This is a genomic window from Microbacterium sp. ET2 (assembly GCF_030347395.1).
Lineage (GTDB): Bacteria > Actinomycetota > Actinomycetes > Actinomycetales > Microbacteriaceae > Microbacterium > Microbacterium albipurpureum.
Genome location: NZ_CP128170.1, coordinates 652655 through 672416, shown reverse-complemented (window position 1 = coordinate 672416; position 19762 = coordinate 652655). Strand labels below are relative to the sequence as shown.

Genomic DNA, 19762 nt, shown 5'->3' with positions numbered 1-19762 from the left:
AGGCTGTTCGGGTGACCACCGCCCTGTACCGCCGCTACCGTCCCGAGGCGTTCGGCGAGATGATCGGGCAGTCGCAGGTCACCGAGCCGCTCATGACGGCGCTTCGCAGCGATCGGGTCGGTCACGCCTACCTCTTCTCAGGTCCCCGCGGCTGTGGGAAGACGACGTCGGCGCGCATCCTCGCCCGCTGCCTGAACTGCGCCGAAGGCCCCACCGACACCCCCTGCGGCACCTGTGAGAGTTGCGTGGAACTGGGACGGGGCGGTGGTGGCTCGCTCGACGTGGTCGAGATCGACGCGGCCTCGCACAACGGCGTCGACGATGCACGCGACCTCCGGGAGCGGGCGGTCTTCGCACCCGCGCGCGACCGTTTCAAGATCTTCATCCTCGACGAGGCGCACATGGTCACCCCGCAGGGCTTCAACGCCCTGCTGAAGCTCGTCGAAGAACCGCCGGAGCACGTGAAGTTCATCTTCGCCACCACCGAGCCCGAGAAGGTCATCGGCACGATACGGTCGCGGACGCATCATTACCCGTTCCGGCTCGTGCCGCCCGCCGCGATGCTGGAGTACGTCCAGACGCTCTGCGACAGCGAGGGCGTGACAGTCGAGACGGGTGTCCTCCCGCTCGTCGTGCGTGCCGGAGGCGGGTCGCCCCGCGACACCCTGTCGCTTCTCGACCAGCTGATCGCCGGGTCCGACGGCCCCGTCGTGCGTTATGAGCGCGCCGTCGCCCTGCTCGGGTACACCCATGGCGAGCTGCTGAACGAGGTCGTCGACGCCTTCGCCGCCGCCGATGCCGCCGCCGCGTTCGCGGCAGTCGATCGAGTCGTGCAGACCGGGCAGGACCCGCGTCGGTTCGTCGACGACCTGCTCGAGCGGCTGCGTGACCTCATCATCGTCGGTGCCGCCGGACAGGGGGCGGCTGCGGTCCTGCGCGGCACTTCGGCGGAGGACCTGGCGCAGATGATGCGTCAGGCCGATGCTTTCGGAGTCGAGCGGCTCTCGCGCACCGCCGACATCGTCATCGGCGCTCTGGACGACATGACCGGTGCGACCTCGCCGCGCCTGCAGCTCGAGCTGATGATCGCCCGCGTGCTGACGCACACGGCGGCGTCGACGGGAGGCGGTGCCGGTGCATCGCCCGCCGCGCATGTGGTGGCAGCGCCCGCGCCCCCCGCGACTTCATCCTCCCCGGTGGCGGAGACGGTGGCGGAAGCGTCGAGCCCTGCCGTGACATCGGCGCCGACCCCCGCCGCGGAGTCTTGGCGGCCTATCGAAGCCCCGACCGAAGCGCCCGCGTCGGCCGCGCCGACGCCTGTGCAGCCGGTCGCGACGCCGCCGGCCGGGCCCGTCACGCTCGAGCTCATGCGCAACGCCTGGCCGGAGGTGCTGGCGCGGCTCGAGGACCTGAGCCGTTCGTCGTGGCTGGTCGCCACGACCGCACGTGTCGCCGACCTGCGGGACGACGTGCTCACGCTGTCGTTCCAGAGTCAGGCCGACCTGGTGAAGTTCAAGCAGCGGAGCGCCGGCGCGGGGCCCAGCGAAGACCTCCGCACCGCGATCCAGGGTGTTCTGGGCATCCGGGTCAAGTACCTCGCGCGCCATGACGCCGGCGCCGGCGACGCGTCCCATGACGAGGGTCCGCGAGACGATGGTGGGGAGGACGGGCCCCCGCCGCCACCCGACCCCCGCGATGACCGCGGCCCCTCAGACCCGCCCGGTCGGGGCGGAGCAGCGCGCCAGGCCACCGCGGGGCGCCCGCCGCAGGGAGCGCCGATGCGCGGGACACCGGATCGTTCCGTCGCATCCGGGCCGGGCGGGTCGGCGGCCGGCGCCGTGGCTTCGGTCACGGAGTGGGCCGTGGCCCCGATTCCGCGCGATGCGAGCGAGGCCGGCGGGGATGCCGGTGCTCGCGTGATGCCGGCTCTGGCTGTCGACGACGATCCGGAGGACGCCGCGATCGAGGTCGCCCGCGTCCGAGCGGCGTCTGCCGCCCCTCGACGCGAGGGTCAGGTGCTCCCAGCCTCCGACGTCGTGACCTCCTCCGAGCCGGACGACGACTCCGACACGGGGCCGACCGTCGTCGACGCGCCCGTGCCGCCGGTCGTCGCCCCCCCGATCATCTCTCCCGCGCGATCCTCGGGCGGCATGCAGCGGTACGGTGAGGCGGTCGTCCGCCAGGTCCTGGGTGCGCGATTCGTCCGCGAGGAGCCGCATCAGTCACCGACGAGGTTCGGCTGATGTACGACGGCATCGTCCAAGACCTGATCGATGAGTTCGGCCGTCTCCCCGGCATCGGACCGAAATCGGCGCAGCGGATCGTGTTCCACATCCTGCAGACCCCGAACTTCGACGTATCGCGCCTGTCGCACCTGCTCGCCGACGTGCGAGAGAAGGTGCGCTTCTGCGAGATCTGCGGCAACGTCTCCGAACAGGAGCGCTGCGCGATCTGCCGCGACCCGCGTCGCAACGCCACGCTCATCTGCGTGGTGGAGGATGCCAAAGACGTCGCCGCGATCGAACGGACCCGGGAGTTCCGCGGGCTCTACCACGTGCTGGGCGGGTCCATCAGCCCGATCGCAGGGATCGGTCCCGACGACCTGCGGATCGCGCAGCTCATGCAGCGTCTGGCGGACGGAACCGTGCAGGAGGTCATCCTCGCCACGAACCCCAACCTCGAGGGGGAGGCCACGGCGACGTACCTCAGCCGGTTGCTCCACACGCTGCAGATCACCGTGACCCGGTTGGCCTCGGGCCTGCCGGTGGGAGGCGACCTCGAGTACGCCGACGAGGTGACCCTGGGGCGGGCCTTCGAAGGCCGGCGCTCGATGTGACCGCGCCCGTCCTCGCCCCTCCGGCCGGAGGTCGGTTCGGCACGCGCGGCTGGGCCCTCTTCGCCGTCATGTCGGTGCTCTGGGGCATGCCCTACCTGTTCATCAAGGAAGCCGTCGAGACGATCTCCCCGGCCGGCGTGGTCGCGGGCAGAACCCTGGCCGCCGCCCTTCTCCTGCTGCCCTTCGCACTGCGTGCGAAAGCACTGCGCCCTGCGTTCGCGAAGATCGGATGGGTTCTGGCGTTCGGAGCGGTCGAGATGGCCGGACCGTTCTTCCTCCTCAGCCACGCGGAGTTGACGCTGTCCTCTGGTCTGACCGGACTCCTCGTGGCCACGGTGCCGCTGTTCGCGGCGATCATCGCCGTCATCGGCGGCGACCGTGCCGCCCTCCGCCCCTCCCGGGTCCTCGGTCTCGTGATCGGATTCGTCGGCGTCGGGGTGATCGTCGCCGGACCCGCGATCTCGGAGGGCGAGATCGTCGCCGGCCTCATCGCCGTGGGGGAGGTGCTGCTGGTGGCTGTGCTGTACGCCACCGCGCCCTTCATCGTCGCCCACAAGCTGCGCGATGTCCCGCCGCTGGGGACCATCACGGTGTCGCTGCTGGTGGTCGGGCTGTGCTACCTCCCCGTGGCGCTGGTCGTCCAGCCGGGCCCGCCGAGCGCGCGGAGTCTGTGGGCCCTCGGGCTCCTGGCGGTGCTGTGCACGGCGCTCGCGTTCATCGCCTTCTTCGCCCTGATCCGCGAGGTCGGCCCCGCCCGTGCACCGCTGTTCACCTACGTCAATCCCGTGGTCGCCATCCTGCTGGGGGTGATCGTGCTCTCCGAGCCCCTCACCGTGGGACTTCTCCTCGGCTTTCCGCTCGTCATCCTCGGGTGCTGGCTCGCCGCGACAGGCGGTACCCTCCGGCCGCGTCGCGCCGCGGTCGATCCACCACCGGTCGCCCCGGGCTGATCAGCGAAGCACCTCGACCAGTGCGATCCACGACACCAGCAGCGCGGAGGCGATCGTCAGGAGCGCGGCAGCGGCGGAGGCATACAGCCCAGCCGGGTGACCGACGAGGAGCGCGAACCCCGCCACGGCGTACGCGGCGATCGGCACGAAACCGACGACGGCCTTCGTCACCATCGGAGGGGTGTCGTCACCCGGTGGGGGAGTGCGGACGATGACACGTGCCGCATGCGCCTGAAAGACGGCCGCGATGAGGGTGAGGGTGAGGATGATCACCCCGTAGGCGCCGGTGTCGAGGTCGGGGATGAGGCCGATCGCTGCGATCGAGAGGGCGACCACGAGGGCGACGATGCCGGCCCCCAGCCGGGCTGTGACGGTCGTCGCCTGGATGACCTCTCGGATGTTGACACTCGCGGCGACGATCACCAGGCCTGCGAGCGCGGCAGCCGCGCCCACGATCGCCACGTTGAAGTCCGACCACGCCGCGAGGTCCGCCGTCATGGTCGGCAGGCTACATGGAAGTCGGGGAATGCGAAGGTCCGTAAGATGGTGCATCGGCGCGCCGTCCCGTCGCGCGCCGTCGCCGGGCGCTGTGGCGCCAGACGTACGCGGGGGTCTTGCACGTGGCGTTGATCGTCCAGAAATACGGTGGCTCGTCCGTCGCCGATGCCGAGAGCATCAAGCGGGTCGCCAAGCGGATCGTCGACACCCGGCGCGCCGGCCACGAAGTGGTCGTCGCCGTCAGCGCGATGGGCGACACCACCGACGAGCTTCTCGAACTCGCGGGCAAGGTCGCCCCGATGCCGGCCCCGCGCGAGCTCGACATGCTGCTCTCCAGCGGCGAGCGGATATCGATGGCGCTGCTGGCGATGGCCATCCACTCGATGGGCTTCGAGGCGCGCTCGTTCACCGGCAGCCAGGCGGGCATGATCACGGATGCCACGCACGGCGCCGCGCGCATCGTCGATGTCACTCCGGTGCGCCTGCGGGAGGCGCTCGATGACGGCGCGATCGTGATCGTCGCCGGATTCCAGGGATTCAACCGCGACACCCGCGACATCACCACGCTCGGACGCGGCGGGTCCGACACCACTGCTGTGGCCCTCGCCGCCGCGCTCCGGGCCGACGTGTGCGAGATCTACAGCGACGTGGACGGGATCTTCACGGCCGACCCGCGGGTCGTGCCCAAGGCGCAGAAGCTCGGGAGCATCTCCAGCGAGGAGATGCTCGAGCTCGCCGCCAACGGCGCGAAGGTGCTCTACATCCGCGCCGTGGAGTACGCCCGTCGGCACGGCGTGCTGATCCACGCGCGTTCGACGTTCAGCCCGGACGTGGGGACGTGGGTCGTGGGCCCGGGTCAGAGTCTTCCCGACGGGGAAAAGGGAGAGAACATGGAAGAGCCGATCGTCGCCGGAGTCGCCACCGACCTCAGCCAGGCCAAGATCACCGTCATCGGTGTTCCCGATGTGCCCGGCAAGGCGGCCGACATCTTCAAGATCGTGGCCAAGTCGGGCGCGAACGTCGACATGATCGTCCAGAACGCCTCCGCAGCGGCGACCGGACTCGCCGACATCTCCTTCACCCTCCCGAAGTCCGACGCGACGGCGGCGCTGAGGGCCCTCGCGGGCGAGCAGTCGGAGGTCGGGTTCCAGAGCCTCGTCCACGATGACCAGATCGGCAAGCTCTCGATCGTCGGGGCCGGGATGCGCACGCACTCGGGCGTGGCGGCGACGCTGTTCGAGGCGTTGAGCGTCGCCAGGATCAACATCGAGATGATCTCGACGTCGGAGATCCGCACCTCCGTCGTCGTGCGCGGCGACAACCTCGGCGAGGCGGCCCGCGTCGTCCATACCGCCTATGGTCTCGACGGCGAGACCGAGGCCGTCGTCTACGCCGGCACCGGGCGCTGACCCGCGGGCGGGTCCTCGCCCAGGATCCCCCGCACGAAGGCATCGACCGCGGCGTCGGTGGAGATGTCCGGGTCGATCGACACCGTCAGCCTGTCCAGCACCAGCCCCTCCAGGGCGTAGTGGAACAGGGCGATCTCGAAGTCGCCGCCGGGGAGGCCGGCGGCCCGGTTGAACGCGACGTCGGCAGCGAAGCCCGTTCGCATCCATTCGCTCAGGGGCCCGGCGATCTCCGGGTTGCGTGCTGCCTCGACGCGGAGGGTGAACAGCGCGAGGGATACGTCGCGGTCGGCCAGGAGTCGGCGCACGATGTCGCGCGCGTAGTCGGCGAACAGGGAGGGTGTCGGGGCGCGGTCCTGCCACGGGGCATACACCGTCGGATTCGGTGCCAGTCGCTCCCCGATGCGTTGGACCAGCGCCGCGATGAGCGCGGCTCTGCTGCGGAAGTAGTTCGAGGTCGTGCCCACGGGCACGCCTGCTTGAGCATCCACCGCCCGGTGGGTGAGACCCCGCATCCCCTCGCGCGCGATGACCGACAGACCTGCGTCTGCGAGCGTCTGCCGCCGTGCGTCGTTCCGGGCCACACCGTCACTCTAGCCAGATCACGACATCTGTCGTATTCTAACCACAACAGCTGTTGTGAAGGGTGATGCCATGACGGAACTCGTCTACTACGTCGCGACCAGCCTCGACGGGCGCATCTGCGCACCCGACGGCGGGTTCGATGCGTTCCCCATGACCGGTGATCACCTCGAGGCGATACAGGTCGACTGGGCGGACACGCTGCCCTCCGCCTTCTATGAACGATCCGGGTCCATGGCACCGCGCAAGAGGTTCTCCACCGTGCTTATGGGATGGAACACCTTCGCCGCGGGCCTGAGCGTCACCGACTCGCCGTACGCCCACCTCGACCAGATCGTCTTCTCGCGGAACCGCACAGAGGCCGACGTCGGATCGGGGGTGCGCGTGGTGCGGGACGATCCCCGGGGCGTGGTCGCAGACCTGAAGGCGCGCGGCGGCGGTGACATCTGGCTCTGCGGCGGAGGCGACCTCGCTGGGCAGCTGATCGACGATATCGACCGCCTGGTGCTGAAGGTCAATCCCGTCGTCTTCGGTGACGGTCGTCCGCTGTTCGCCACCGGATACGACCCGGCCGCGTTCACCCTCCAGGCGAGCCGGACCTTTCGTTCCGGCGTTCTCATCAACGAGTACGTGCGCCTGCGTCCGGGAACGTGAGGCGCGTGTCCAGCCTCTCGCCCTAGCATTCGCCTGACGGCTGCATCGATGTCAGCCGAGCGGAGGCGGAGCGTGCGAAAGCGAGGCGCGGCGGCGGGGCGGAGGCGGCGCTGGACATGGATCGTCGGCGGAACGGTTGCGCTCGCCGGCGGGCTCGTCGCTGCGCTCGTCTTCCAGCCGTGGTTGGCCCTGATCGACGTGCAGGTCGATGATGAGATCCCGGTGGCCGTCTCGACGCCGCAGCAGCCCCTCGCCGGGGCGGACCCGTCGCCCTCGCGAGACGAGTCGCCCGCGGCATCCGCATCCGCATCCCCACCCGCGCCGCCGTCCGGTCCCGTCGACCTCCTCTCCGGGACGTTCATCAGCCACGAGCACGAGACGTCGGGGTCGGCGCGGATCATCGAGAATGCCGACGGCACGCGGCAGCTGGCGATCGAGAACCTCGCCACCACGAACGGCCCGGACGTCCACGTGTGGCTGAGCGCGGGACCGGTGATCGAGGGATTCGACGGCTGGTTCACCGCCGGCCAGAACGAGTTCGTCGACCTCGGCCCGATCAAAGGGAATCTCGGCAACCAGCTCTACGACATTCCCCCGGAGATCGACCTCGACGTCTTCCGCACCGTCGACCTGTGGTGTGTGCAATTCAGCGTGTCCTTCGGTGCCGCCGCACTCGGCTGATCCGGGGGCGCATCAGGGGCGTCACACACGAAAATGCCCGCGGCCGGAGCGATAGACTCCCTACCCATGGCCCGCATCTCCGACTCCGGTCTGTCCCTCGCCGTCGTCGGTGCCACCGGTCAGGTCGGCACCGTCATGCGCGAGATCCTCGTGGAGCGCTCGTTCCCCATCCGCGAGCTCCGACTCTTTGCCACCGCACGCTCCGCTGGCACCGCGGTGGACTTCGCCGGGCACACGGTGGTCATCGAGGATGTCGCCACCGCCGACCCGCAGGGCATCGACATCGCCCTGTTCTCAGCCGGCGCAACGGGCAGCCGGGCGCACGCACCGCGCTTCGCCGAGGCGGGCGCCGTCGTCATCGACAACTCCAGCGCCTGGCGCATGGATCCCGAGGTGCCCCTCGTCGTCAGCGAGGTCAACCCCCACGCGATCGATGACGCCGTCAAGGGCATCATCGCCAACCCGAACTGCACGACGATGGCGGCAATGCCCGTGTTGAAGCCGCTCCATGCCGAGGCGGGGCTCGAGCGCCTGATCGTCAGCACCTATCAGGCGGTCAGCGGGTCGGGTCTGGCGGGCGCAGAGGAGCTGCTCGGCCAGGTCGAGGGTGTGCTGGCACAGGGCGACACGCTGCGTCTGGTCCACGACGGCTCGGCGGTGGAATTCCCGGAGCCCGAGAAGTACGTCGCACCGATCGCCTTCGACGTGATCCCGCTCGCCGGCAATCTCGTCGATGACGGCGAGAATGAGACCGATGAGGAGAAGAAGCTCCGGAACGAGAGCCGGAAGATCCTCGAGCTTCCCGACCTCCGTGTCGCCGGCACCTGTGTGCGGGTGCCGGTCTTCACCGGGCATTCGCTGAGCATCCACGCGGAGTTCGCCCGCGAGCTCTCACCGGCGCGGGCTGTCGAGATCCTCGCGGATGCTCCCGGGGTCAGCCTCGAGGAGGTGCCGACGCCGCTGCAGGCCGCCGGCAAGGATCCGAGCTTCGTCGGCCGCATCCGCCCTGACCAGTCGGCGCCCGAGGGGCGAGGTCTCGTGCTCTTCGTCAGCAACGACAACCTCCGCAAGGGTGCCGCCCTGAATGCTGTACAGATCGCGGAGCTCGTGGCGTCCAGACGGTTCGCGACCGCCGGCGCGTAGTCCGACCGGTCTTTCGACGACGAGAAAGTTCCGTCATCCTTTCGGCGCGTGGACCCGCCCTCTGATCGGCAGGTTTTCCGCGGCGCGTAGACTCGAGGAGTGACTGATTCCTCCGATTCCGAGACCCCACCGGCGGCACCAGACGAGGTCATCGACGTCGTCCTGATCGGCGGGGGCATCATGTCGGCCACCCTTGGCACGCTGCTGAAGGAAATCCAGCCGGACTGGAAGATCGTCGTCTACGAACGACTGAGCGACGTGGCCCTGGAGAGTTCGAACGCGTGGAACAACGCCGGGACCGGTCACGCAGCGCTGTGCGAGCTCAACTACATGCCCGAGGGCCCCGACGGATCGCTCGATCCCGCCAAGGCCATCGCGATCAACGAGCAGTTCCAGCAGAGCCGGCAGTTGTGGTCATCCCTGGTGGAGAGGGGCGTGCTCGACGAGCCGTCCACCTTCATCAACGCCACGCCGCACATGACCTTCGTCACGGGTGAGAAAGACGTCGCCTACCTTCGAAAGCGCTACGAGGTTCTCAGGCAGCAGCCTCTGTTCGCCGGTATCGAATACAGCGAGGACTCACGGGTGATCAACCAGTGGGCGCCGCTGCTCATGAAGAAGCGCAGAAAGGGCGAGCCCTTCGCCGCGACGAGGGTTCCCAGTGGGACCGATGTCGACTTCGGAGCGCTCACGCGTCAGCTGTTCGACGACCTCGTGGACAAGGGCGCGCAGGTGGTCACCAACCGCGAAGTGAAGAAGGTCCGGCGTGCCAAGGACGGCACCTGGCGGGTGCGATGGCGCAACACCATCGGCCACACCCCCGGCGAGACCCGGGCACGGTTCGTCTTCGTCGGCGCGGGTGGATGGGCGCTGAAGCTTCTGCAGTCGAGCCGCATTCCCGAGATCGCCGGATACGGAGTCTTCCCGATCGGGGGGCAATGGCTGAAGACCAGCAACCCCGCCCTCGTCGCGCAGCACCGCGCGAAGGTCTACTCCCAGGCCTCGGTCGGGGCCCCGCCGATGTCGGTACCGCACCTGGACACCCGTGTCGTCGACGGTGAGGCCTCGCTGCTGTTCGGCCCCTTCGCCACGTTCAGCCCGAAGTTCCTCAAGAACGGCAAGATCACCGACATCGTGGCGCAGGTTCGGCCGGGCAACATCCTTCCGATGCTGAAGGTCGCCGTCGACAACCCGGGTCTCATCAAGTACCTCGTGGGCGAGCTGCTGAAGAACCACGCCGGCAAGGTCGACAGTCTCCGGGACTTCATGCCGACCGCCCGCGACGAGGACTGGGAGCTGCTGCAGGCCGGTCAGCGCGCGCAGGTCATGAAGAAGGATCCGAAGAAGGGCGGCGTGCTGCAGTTCGGCACCGAGGTGGTCACCTCGTCCGACGGCACGATCGCGGGGCTCCTCGGGGCTTCTCCCGGGGCGTCCACGGCGGTGTCGATCATGCTCGGGTTGCTCAAGACGTGCTTCCCCGACCGGATCGGCACGTGGGAGCCTCGATTGCAGCAGCTGATCCCGAGCTACGGGCACACGCTGAACCCGCGGCCCGAGGTCGCGGAAGAGGTGCTGTCGGAGACGGCGGAGGCGCTCGCCCTCACCGCGTGACCGCGGCGGCGGGAAGATTCGGCGACAGCTGACCGGACCCATCGTGGGCCTAGACTCTCGGGGTGGCGAAGCTGTATTTCCGATACGGGGCGATGAACTCGGGGAAGTCGACCGCCCTGCTGCAGGCCGCATACAACTACGAGGAGCGCGGCCAGCATGTCCTGCTCGCCAAGCCCGCCATCGATACCAAACATGCCGCCAAGATCTCCAGCCGCCTGGGTGTCACGCGCGATGCCGACTTCCTCGTCGGGCCCCGCGATGACATCCGCCTGCTGTTCGGCATTCACCGCGAGCGCGTGAGGAGAGCTGCAGAGGATGCCCTCGTCCCCGAGGCGGGGGAGGCGAGCCCGGACGTTGCCTGCCTCCTCATCGACGAGGCGCAGTTCCTCACGCGCGAACAGGTCGATGATCTCCTGCGCATCGTCGTGCTCGACGGTGTGCCGGTCCTCGCCTACGGCATCCGCACCGATTTCCGCACCGATGCGTTCCCCGGGTCCGCCAGGCTGATGGAGCTCGCCCACAGCCTCGAGGAGCTGAAGACGATCTGCCGTTGCGGGCGCAAGGCCCTCTTCAATGCCCGCCTGGTCGGTGGCCGGTTCGTGTTCGACGGCGACCAGGTCGCGATCGACGAGCTCTCCGCCGACCGCGTGACCTACGAGTCGATGTGCGCTCAGTGCTACCTGCGCGAGTCGGGCGGGCGTCTCGACGGGCGGTAGGCCCGCGCGGTTGCGTGTGGTCTGACCACAGAGTATGGTGGCCCTCTGTTCATCGGAGCCTTCATGCCCCCATCAGACGATTCTCTGCCACCCGCCCCGCGGGCGTGGCAGGTCGTCCTCGAGCACATCGAGCGCGACCTCCTCGACGACACGCTCGCTCCCGGCGATCACCTGCCCCCCGAGCGCGACCTCGCGGCGCGCCTGGGGGTCGGCCGCTCGAGCGTGCGGGAGGCGCTCCGCGTGCTGGAGGTGATGGGGCTCATCCGCACCGGTACGGGCTCGGGACCGAGCTCGGGGGCCGTGATCATCGCCACCCCGCACGGGGGCATGTCGGCGCTTCTCCGGCTGCAGGTGGCCGCTCACGGATTCCCGCTCGACGACGTCGTCCGCGCCCGGGTGGCGTTGGAGAGCGCCGTCGTCGAAGACCTCGCCTCGCAGGGCGCACCCGACACGGCCGCGGTCCGCCGCATCCTCGACGCGATGGATGCCGCAGACCGCACGCGCGAGGAGTTCCTGACGCTGGACGCGCAGTTCCATCTCGGCCTCGCCGAGGCATCCGGCAATCTCGTCATCACCGCCACGATGGCAGGACTGCGCAATGCGATCGAGTCGTATGTGCAGATCGGCGCCGCGCGCGTGACGGACTGGCCGGCGATGGCGGCGCGACTGCAGCACGAGCATCGCGCCATCGTGGAGGCCGTCGAGGCGGGTGATCCCGGGCGAGCCCGTGATCTCGTGCGCGCCCACATCACCGGCTACTACGCCGAGGCCCGTCTCGCCCGCGAGACCACCTCGGAGAGGACCACGCCATGACCGAGCCCATCGTGCGTCGGCAACTGCCCGTACCGGCGGACCTTCGCGAGCTCATGCGGTTCAAGCGTCCCGAGCTGAACGGCACCCGGCGACGCCTCGCCTCTGCCCTCACCATCGCCGACCTCCGGGGGATCGCCCAGCGCCGCACACCGAAGGCGGCGTTCGACTACACCGACGGCGCCGCCGAAGGCGAGCTGTCGTTGGCGCGGGCTCGGCGCGCCTTCGAGGATGTCGAGTTCCACCCGTCGATTCTCCGACCCGCCGAGCATGTCGACACCTCCCTCACCGTCCTCGGCGGTGCCAGCGCGCTGCCGTTCGGCATCGCCCCGACCGGATTCACCCGGCTGATGCACACCGCGGGGGAGCAGGCCGGCGCCTCCGCGGCGGGCGCCGCCGGCATCCCGTTCACACTCTCGACGCTCGGAACGACCTCGATCGAGGACGTCAGAGCCGCCAACCCGGACGGCCGCAACTGGTTCCAGCTGTACGTGATGCGCGATCGGGAGATCTCCTACGAGCTGGCACGGCGGGCTGCGGCGGCGGGCTTCGACACGCTGCTGTTCACCGTCGACACCCCCGTTGCGGGGGCGCGCCTGCGGGACAAGCGGAACGGCTTCTCGATCCCGCCGCAGCTGACGATCCGGACCATCCTCGACGCCGTCCCGCGGCCGTGGTGGTGGTTCGACTTCCTCACCACGCCGAAGCTGGAGTTCGCGTCACTGAGTTCGACCGGCGGCACGGTGGGAGAGCTGCTGGATGCGGCGATGGACCCGACCATCAGCTACGACGACCTCGGTGTCATCCGCGATCTCTGGCCGGGGAAGATCGTCGTCAAGGGCGTCCAGACGGTCGAGGACGCCGCGCGTCTCATCGATGCGGGCGTGGACGGCATCGTTCTGTCCAACCACGGGGGGCGTCAGCTCGATCGCGCGCCGGTGCCCTTCCATCTTCTCCCGCGTGTGGTGCGGGAGGTCGGCAGGGACGCGACGGTGATGGTCGACACCGGCATCATGCACGGTGCCGACATCGTCGCCTCGATCGCGCTCGGCGCCTCTTTCACCCTCGTCGGGCGGGCCTACCTCTACGGTCTGATGGCGGGCGGCCGCGCCGGCGTCGACCGTGCGATCGCGATCCTCCGGGAGGAGATCGAGCGCACGATGCGCCTGCTGGGTGTGTCCGGCCTCGACGAGCTCGAGCCCGCGCACGTGACGCAGCTCACTCGCCTGGTGCCGGTGGGTGACGCTCAGCGCGCCGTGCGTGCGCGCTGAGCGGGCTTCAGACGCGAACGGGGAGGGTCGGCAGCAACCCGTCGAGGAAGGTCGCGGTGTCCTCCCACCCCTCGACGGCCTGGCAGCGCACACCCATCGCCAGGACGGGATAGTCGTTGCCGTGGGGGTCGAGTCGGTCGCCGACGAAGAGCATGTCATCGAGGGAGATGCCCGTCTGGTCGGAGAGCTGACGCATGCCGTAGGCCTTGTCGATTCCGCGGTGAGTGATGTCGACCGACGTCGAGCCGCCCGAACGGACCTCGAGGTCGGGGATGCGGGAGGCGACCGCGTCGCGGAGGGCGTTCTTCTTCTCGCCCGTCGGGTCCCACGCCGTCTTGGCGTCCAGCGGCGCCTGCTGGCCGAGCGCCGAGAAGGTGATCTGCGAGCCGCGGTCCTCGAGGATGTCACCCCACGGTTCGCTCTCCCACAGCCCCAGGCGCCGCGCCTCCTCCTCGACGGCGGCGATGGCCCGTGACTTCTGGTCGTCGGTCAGGCTGTGGGCGTAGACCGTGCGGATGCCGTCGGGGCCCACCCGGTAGTACTGGGTGCCGCAGGTGGGCAGCAGGTGAACGTGATCGAGGATGTCGGACGCGGCAGCCGGCAGGCGATCGACCACCTGGGTGCGGAACTGCGACAGCTGACCCCCGGAGATGATGGCGACCTCGACGCGCTCGGCCAATGCGATCAGCTGATCGCCGATACGGGGATCGATGGCGCTCTTGGAGGGCGCGAGGGTGTCGTCGAGGTCGAACGCGACGAGCTTCGGGGAGGGGTGGGGCGGGGTGGCGTTCACGGCGCTCCTGTTCGGTGTCGTGCGAGAGGCCTCACCGATGCGGTGAGGCCTCTCTGCTGTCGGGGTGACAGGATTTGAACCTGCGGCCTCTTCGTCCCGAACGAAGCGCGCTACCAAGCTGCGCCACACCCCGTGACAACCCTCCCAGCCTACCCGATGCCCGCGCCGTGTTCGAACCGCCGCCGTCGTGAGAGACCGAGCGTGACTCCCGTCACGAGGACGGTGCCACCGACGACGAGCGCCGCCGCGGTCGTCGCGACGCTCGCACCGGTGACGGCGAGCGACGGGGTCGGGGTCGGGGTCGGGGTCGGGGGGACTCTTCGACGATCGTGGTCTCGTTCGCCAGACCACAGGGTCCGTGATGCATCTCTTCACCGGCGCCATCCACGGCACGCTCCCGCCAGTAGTAGGTTCCCGGCTCGGTGACGGCGGGAGAGGTCACGGTGTATTCACCCGCCTCCGTGACCGTGATCGGCTCGCTCTGCCAGACGAGCGTCTCCGGGGTGCAGGCCTCTTCTGGCTCGACGCCCGCGACCGCGCGGTAGACAGCGGACGACACGGTCAATCCACCCGTGGGGACCACGCCCCCGACGACAACGGTGTCCGACATCGGCGCGCCGACCAGCACGCGCCCCTCCGCGCGGGAAGAGACGTCGGGAACCGCGGTGATCTGGCTTCTCACCCCGAACAACTCCGTCCAGGAGAAGCCCGCAGGAAGGTGCGCGGCGATCTCCGGCTGTTGCGCGTCGCGGGTGATCGTCCAGACGGCCGTGTAGAAGCCCGGTCCCGGAAGCTCCCAGTCAGAGGTGACCCGGTAGCTGATGTCGCCGCCCTGGTCGCCCGTGACGAGCGCGAGGGAACCGACGCGCTCGGCTTCGGCGGGGACGGAGGGCTGCGGTTCGGCCGGCTCCGTCTCCGTCCGGAACACCTCTGCGCTCGCCGAGATCGGCAAGGGTGACCCGTCATCCGAGCGGGGCCAGTCGCCGTCGGCGACGGTGACGATCACGTCGTCGACGAACGCACCTCCGGCGACGTAGCGGGACGCGACCTGCGTCGTGATCGCGGGGGAGAAGACGGGGACGCGCGGCGAGGTGTCGGCGCCTGCCACGTCGAACGTCGCGAGGCCCCCAGGACCGGCGGTGTCCTGTCCGCCGGCGGTGGTGAAGTGGCGGACCGCCGGAGCGACTCCGCCCGCGAAGCGGCCGGTGCCGCTCACGGTGTAGGCGCGTCCCGGTGCGGGAGGCGCTGTCGTGATCGCGTACTCGGTCCCCGTCGTCACGTCCTCGCGCGTCGCTGCACCGGTGTCGGTGAATACCGCGTCCACGAGGGTCACCGTTCCGACGGCGCCGGCGGCGCTCGTCTCGACTCTGACCGTGCCGCTTCGATGATCGACCGGGTCGGCGGTGAAGACCAGCGACCCCGCGGGCGCGCCGGTGCTTATCCTCATCGCCTCGTCGTAGAAGGCGACCGCCCGCTGCTGAACCGCCGCGCTGTGCTCGGGGGCGAGACGGGAGAAGACCCGATCGATGACACCCGCGAGCGCGTCTCCCTCGTAGCCGAACTGGCCGAGCGTCTCGTCCCAGTCCGCAACGGCCTTCACAGCCCAGCCGACCGCGGCCGCCTGCACCGGGTCATCCGTTTGTCCATGGGTGGAGACGAGGTGATTGATGCGCGTGAGCTGCTCGGCCGAGAGCCCGGCGGCGCCGCCGCTGATTCCGTGATCGACGCTCTGGCCGGTGGGCAGCGGTAGGCCGGGGAGGATGCAGTAGGTGTGGACGCCGTTCACCAGCATGGAGCCGTGCCATCCGTAGGCCGACACCGGCGCCCACGTACCGAAGCCGGTCCCCCGCTCGGCGGCGGAGGCCGGCGCGGGGGAGAGGACGATCGCCGCGACCGCGACGAGGCTGAGTGCGACACCCGCGGCGAGGAGTCGGAGGAGCTCTCGGACCGAGGGGCGGGACGCGGCGGGGCGAGGGGCGGTGAAAGGCATCGTGGCGGACTCCCGGTGAGACGATCGGACGGATCGATCGTCGCGTCCGGGCGCATCGCCGAGGTCGTCAGGCGTCGCTTCGGTGGAGAAGTTCGCTCATCTCCCCGTTGTGCAGGAGAGATGCCCTGGTCTCAGCGGGTGGGGAGGACCGTGATCAGCGTCGCCTCCGGGCGGCACGCGAAGCGCACCGGTGCGTAGATCGAGTGACCGAGGCCAGCGCTGACATTCAGGGGTGTGACGCGACCATCATGGGTCCAGGTGCTCAGCCCACGCGCCTGGTCGAGTGGAATGTCGCAGTTCGCCACGAGGGCGCCCACCCCCGGGAGGCGCACCTGTCCGCCGTGCGTGTGTCCGGCGAATACGGCATCGGCCCCGAGATCGACGAAAGCGTCCAGAACGCGGCGGTAGGGTGCGTGGGTCACGCCGACCGTCAGCGCTGCGTCTTCGGTCTCTCGCATGCGGTGGACCGGCTCCGGGAGTGAGCCCAGACGGTCCCACTCCCGGTGCGCGTCGTTGACGCCGAACGCATGGATGCGAGCTCCGGCCGCGTCGAAAGCTGCGACGGTGTTGTTGAGGTCGTGCCAGCCCAATTCGTCGGTGAGATAGCGATCGAGCACATCGGTGTCGAGGAGTTCGGGCTCGGTCTTGATCTTCGATGGGCCCAGGAAGTAGTTGAGCGGATTGCGCGGGCTCGGGGCGACGCGATCGTTCGACCCGTGGACATACACCCCCGGGATGCCGCGGAACGGCCCGAACGCGGCGCGGATGCCATCGAGCCCCAGGGGGTGGCCGAGGTTGTCGCCGGTGTTGACGATCAGGTCGGGCTCGAGCGCTGCGAGCCCGGCGATCCAGCGCTGCTTCCGTCGCTGCCAAGGCGCCATGTGGGCATCGGAGAGGTGAAGGATACGCAGGGGTCGGGTGCCTGCCGGGAGGAGCTGCAGCTGGTGCTCACGGAGCGTGAAGAGGTACCGCTCGATCCCGATGCCCCACACGGCCGCGGCGGTGCCGGCCGCCCCCACCACACCGAGCGTGGTGAGGGCGGCCCTCGTCAGAGGGTGCGGCACTACTCGTCGTCGTCTTCGTCGTCATCGGGCCCACCCTGGCCGGGGCAGGCGGCAGCGGCGAAGTTGATCGTCACGGTTGCTCCGCGCGTCGTCGCCGTACCGGCCGCCGGATCGGTTCCGGTGACACGACCGCCACCGGATCCGGGATCGGGTGTGCACGACCCGAGCTGCGCCGAGAATCCCGCCGCGTTCAGGGCTCCCGCGGCGACGGCGGGATTCTGCCCGCTGACGTCGGGAACGGTGGCGGCCTGGCCGTTGCTGGGGTTGATCGTGATCACGGAGCCGGCAGGGGCCTGACCCGAGGGGTTCTGCTGCACGATGATGTTCGTCGGCTGGTCGGAGTTCACCGCCTCGCCCACGGCGACCTGCCAGCCGGCGCCTTCGAGGGTACCCCGGGCCTGGTCGATCGTCTGTCCGACCACGTTGGGCACGTCGCGGACCACCTGACGGATCAGGTTCTCGGCGGGGGGCGGGAAGTCGTCTCCGCCGTAGGCGGCATTGGCGGTGGCCTGGATGCGCTGGGCGATCGGGTAGCGGATGTCCATCACGCGTCGGTCGTAGGCGTAGGTGCGAGCGATGTCGACGGCGCCGCGGACGTTGCCGGCCATCACGGCGGTCGTGACGTTCGTCGACGACTCGATCATCCACGAGTGGCGCTGCTCGTTGGTTCCGGTCTTACCGAGCATCGGCGTGCCGTCGAACGGGTTCGCCTGGGCGCCGGTTCCGCCGCGGGCCATCACGCCCTGGAGGGCGAAGGCGGCGGTGGAGGAGACCTCGGGGGTCAGCACGGGGGAGCAGTTGCGCACCGGGACGAGGTCCGGGCGGTCGACGCCGTTGTTGTCGACCACGCGATCGATGACCTTCGGCTGGCACAGCGTCCCGCCGTTGGCCACCGTGGCGTAGGCGCCCGCCATCGCGATCGGCGAGACGTCGTCGACACCGATGATCTGAGAGGGCACGGTCACGTCGATCGGGTTGCCGTTTCCGCTGGTCACACCCATCTTCGCCACCACGTTGGTGATGTCGCAGAGATCGAGCTCAGCGGCCATCCCGATGAAGCCGGTGTTGAGCGACTGAGCGGTGAACTGCAGAGGAGTGCCGTTGTAACCGCGCTGGTTGCCGAAGTTCCGGATCCGGTCACTGCCGGGGTTGACCCAATCTCCGGCGCAGGAGGTCATCCGGGGGATGTTGCGATCGGTGCCGTTCACGACCTCGCGGAGGGACTTGCCCTGCTCCAGCCAGTCGATGAGCGTGAAGAGCTTGAACGTCGATCCGGCGCCGAAGCCGCCGGAGCCGCCGTAGGTCGAGTCGCCGGCGAACACGATGGACGACTCGTTGGGATCCTCGGTGGCTCCCGGCACGTAGCGGGTGTTCTGCGCGATGGCGAGGACCCGGCCGGTCTTGGCCTCGATGCTCGTGGCTGTCGCCCCGAACTCCATGCCCTCGATCGACGTCGGGGCGTATTCGGCCATGGCCTGCTCCGCGGCGCCCTGCACGCGGGGGTCGATCGTAGTGTAGATCTTCAGGCCGTCCTGCCGGAGCGCCCGGTCCCGAGCCTCTCGTGTCTCGCCGAACGCGGGGTCGTTCTGGATGGTCGCAACGACGTACTGGCAGTAGTAAGCGGCGGCGCCGGTCGACTGGCAGCCCGTCACCGGCTGCGTGATGGTCGGTGTGATCGGCTCCACCGCTGCCTGGATGTACTGGTCGCGGTTGATCTTGCCGTCGTCCAGCATGCGGCTGAGCACATACAGCTGCCGCCCCTTGGTCGCGCTGTAACCGTCCGCCGCCGCGAGGAGCTGCTCATCATCGATGACACCCTCGTCTCGGAGGGTGTAGAGCGCCTGGATGGTGCCGGGCTCGACGTCGTCGATGGACCCGTCGGGAGCCTTGTTGTAGCCGACGCCCTCGGAGTTGAAGATCGAACCTTCCGGCTTGTCGATCCGGTAGGTGTTCGGGTTCTGCACGATCCCGGCGAGCGTCGCGGCCTGAGAGACGCTCAGCTGTGACGCGGGCACGTTGAAGTAGTACTTCGACGACGCGTCTATGCCGTAGTTCGTACCGCCGAAGTTGGCGATGTTGAGGTAGCCGAGCAGGATGTCGTTCTTCGAGTAGCGCTGCTCGAGGGCGATCGCATAGCGCATCTCCTGGAGCTTGCGCTCGTAGCCCTCGGCACCCGTCGCGTTGGTGGCGTCCTCCCAGCAGTTGCGGAGGACTTCGTCGCGAGTCCTCACCACGTTGTTGTCGGCGTCGAGTTCGGGCTCGGCGTCGCGCTCGCAACGCTGGATGAGCACGTTCTTGACGTACTGCTGGCTGATCGAGGACCCACCCTGGGTCTGGCCGCCCTGGGCGTTGCTGAGGAGTGCGCGGGTCGTGCCGATGAGGTCGACACCGCCGTGCTGGTAGTAGCGCGGATCCTCCGACGAGAGCACCGCGTCGTAGACGACCGGCGCGACCTGGTCGAAGTTCACCGGCGACCGGTTCTGGTCGTAGAACTTCGTCCACTCGACCTCTTGCCCGTTGTCGGGGTTCACGTACATCAGCGTCGTCGGCAGCATCAGCTCGTCGATCTCGAGGTAGCTCGGCATGTTGTCGAACATCGAGATGGCGCTGGAGGCAGCTGCCCCCGAAACCGCGATCGCGGGGGTGACGGCGGCGGTCACGAGAACACCGGCGACGGCGCTCAGCCCGACGACCCCGAGGAGGCCGCCGAGCACACCGCTACCCGTCCGTTTCGTCTCAGGCATAGGGTTGATCGTA

At 69.2% G+C, this 19762-nt stretch carries 17 protein-coding genes and 1 tRNA gene; 11 read left to right on the top strand and 7 right to left on the bottom strand.

Translation table 11 applies throughout. From position 1 onward, the window contains the following. Nucleotides 1-11: 11 nt before the first annotated feature. Genes QSU92_RS03310 through QSU92_RS03300 form a run of 3 tightly spaced genes read left to right on the top strand, consistent with a single transcriptional unit; the run spans nucleotide 12 to nucleotide 3786 of the window. Nucleotides 12-2243, top strand: a complete 2232-nt coding sequence (locus tag QSU92_RS03310) for a DNA polymerase III subunit gamma and tau (protein WP_289264778.1) — start codon at nucleotides 12-14, stop codon at nucleotides 2241-2243. Beyond that, the gene (recR, locus tag QSU92_RS03305) at nucleotides 2243-2836 is read left to right on the top strand and encodes a recombination mediator RecR (RefSeq protein WP_289264777.1); all 594 of its coding nucleotides are present in this window, start codon (nucleotides 2243-2245) and stop codon (nucleotides 2834-2836) included. Before QSU92_RS03310 ends, recR begins: the two co-directional genes overlap by 1 nt. Next, entirely contained in the window at nucleotides 2833-3786 is a 954-nt protein-coding gene (locus tag QSU92_RS03300) for a DMT family transporter (protein WP_289264776.1), read from the top strand. The genes recR and QSU92_RS03300 overlap by 4 nt, the downstream gene beginning before the upstream one ends. Here QSU92_RS03300 and QSU92_RS03295 read toward each other — a convergent pair whose 3' ends face one another. Continuing rightward, a complete protein-coding gene (locus tag QSU92_RS03295; protein WP_289264775.1) occupies nucleotides 3787-4284 on the bottom strand; it encodes a hypothetical protein in 498 nt (165 codons plus the stop codon). A 122-nt stretch (nucleotides 4285-4406) separates the two neighbouring features. On the opposite strand from QSU92_RS03295, the gene QSU92_RS03290 reads away from it, so the two are divergent. After that, the gene (locus QSU92_RS03290) at nucleotides 4407-5693 is read left to right on the top strand and encodes an aspartate kinase (protein WP_289264774.1); all 1287 of its coding nucleotides are present in this window, start codon (nucleotides 4407-4409) and stop codon (nucleotides 5691-5693) included. On the opposite strand, the gene QSU92_RS03285 is transcribed toward QSU92_RS03290, so the two are convergent. Beyond that, complete coding sequence (locus QSU92_RS03285) at nucleotides 5672-6274, bottom strand: TetR/AcrR family transcriptional regulator (protein WP_289264773.1); 603 nt, start codon at nucleotides 6272-6274, stop codon at nucleotides 5672-5674. The two genes, QSU92_RS03290 and QSU92_RS03285, sit on opposite strands and share 22 nt — an antisense overlap. A 70-nt stretch (nucleotides 6275-6344) precedes the next feature. On the opposite strand from QSU92_RS03285, the gene QSU92_RS03280 reads away from it, so the two are divergent. The 7 genes from QSU92_RS03280 (at nucleotide 6345) to QSU92_RS03250 (ending at nucleotide 13158) form a co-directional block, all read left to right on the top strand. Next, complete coding sequence (locus QSU92_RS03280; protein WP_289264772.1) at nucleotides 6345-6926, top strand: dihydrofolate reductase family protein; 582 nt, start codon at nucleotides 6345-6347, stop codon at nucleotides 6924-6926. A 72-nt stretch (nucleotides 6927-6998) separates the two neighbouring features. Further along, complete coding sequence (locus QSU92_RS03275; protein WP_289264771.1) at nucleotides 6999-7607, top strand: DM13 domain-containing protein; 609 nt, start codon at nucleotides 6999-7001, stop codon at nucleotides 7605-7607. Between the two features lie 66 nt (nucleotides 7608-7673). Next, nucleotides 7674-8750, top strand: coding sequence for an aspartate-semialdehyde dehydrogenase (locus QSU92_RS03270; protein ID WP_289264770.1), 1077 nt, complete (start codon nucleotides 7674-7676; stop codon nucleotides 8748-8750). Between the two features lie 180 nt (nucleotides 8751-8930). Next, nucleotides 8931-10361, top strand: coding sequence for a malate dehydrogenase (quinone) (gene mqo / locus QSU92_RS03265; protein ID WP_289265802.1), 1431 nt, complete (start codon nucleotides 8931-8933; stop codon nucleotides 10359-10361). A gap of 62 nt (nucleotides 10362-10423) precedes the next feature. Beyond that, entirely contained in the window at nucleotides 10424-11077 is a 654-nt protein-coding gene (locus tag QSU92_RS03260) for a thymidine kinase (protein WP_289264769.1), read from the top strand. 63 nt (nucleotides 11078-11140) lie between these two features. Beyond that, a complete protein-coding gene (locus QSU92_RS03255; RefSeq protein ID WP_289264768.1) occupies nucleotides 11141-11890 on the top strand; it encodes a FadR/GntR family transcriptional regulator in 750 nt (249 codons plus the stop codon). Beyond that, entirely contained in the window at nucleotides 11887-13158 is a 1272-nt protein-coding gene (locus tag QSU92_RS03250; protein ID WP_289264766.1) for an alpha-hydroxy acid oxidase, read from the top strand. The genes QSU92_RS03255 and QSU92_RS03250 overlap by 4 nt, the downstream gene beginning before the upstream one ends. Before the next feature lie 7 nt (nucleotides 13159-13165). Here QSU92_RS03250 and QSU92_RS03245 read toward each other — a convergent pair whose 3' ends face one another. The 5 genes from QSU92_RS03245 to QSU92_RS03225 all read right to left on the bottom strand — a co-directional run bounded on the left by QSU92_RS03245 (nucleotide 13166) and on the right by QSU92_RS03225 (nucleotide 19749). Next, on the bottom strand, nucleotides 13166-13951 hold the full coding sequence (locus tag QSU92_RS03245; RefSeq protein ID WP_289264764.1) for an HAD-IIB family hydrolase: 786 nt from the start codon (nucleotides 13949-13951) through the stop codon (nucleotides 13166-13168). A 59-nt stretch (nucleotides 13952-14010) separates the two neighbouring features. Further along, nucleotides 14011-14084: transfer RNA gene (locus QSU92_RS03240), tRNA-Pro, on the bottom strand. Between the two features lie 78 nt (nucleotides 14085-14162). Then, nucleotides 14163-15941, bottom strand: coding sequence for a hypothetical protein (locus tag QSU92_RS03235; RefSeq protein ID WP_289264763.1), 1779 nt, complete (start codon nucleotides 15939-15941; stop codon nucleotides 14163-14165). Nucleotides 15942-16072: 131 nt separating this feature from the next. Continuing rightward, nucleotides 16073-17005: a metallophosphoesterase gene (locus QSU92_RS03230; RefSeq protein ID WP_289264762.1), complete on the bottom strand. Its 933-nt coding sequence runs from the start codon at nucleotides 17003-17005 to the stop codon at nucleotides 16073-16075. Further along, entirely contained in the window at nucleotides 17005-19749 is a 2745-nt protein-coding gene (locus QSU92_RS03225) for a transglycosylase domain-containing protein (RefSeq protein WP_289264761.1), read from the bottom strand. The genes QSU92_RS03230 and QSU92_RS03225 overlap by 1 nt, the downstream gene beginning before the upstream one ends. Nucleotides 19750-19762 lie beyond the last annotated feature (13 nt).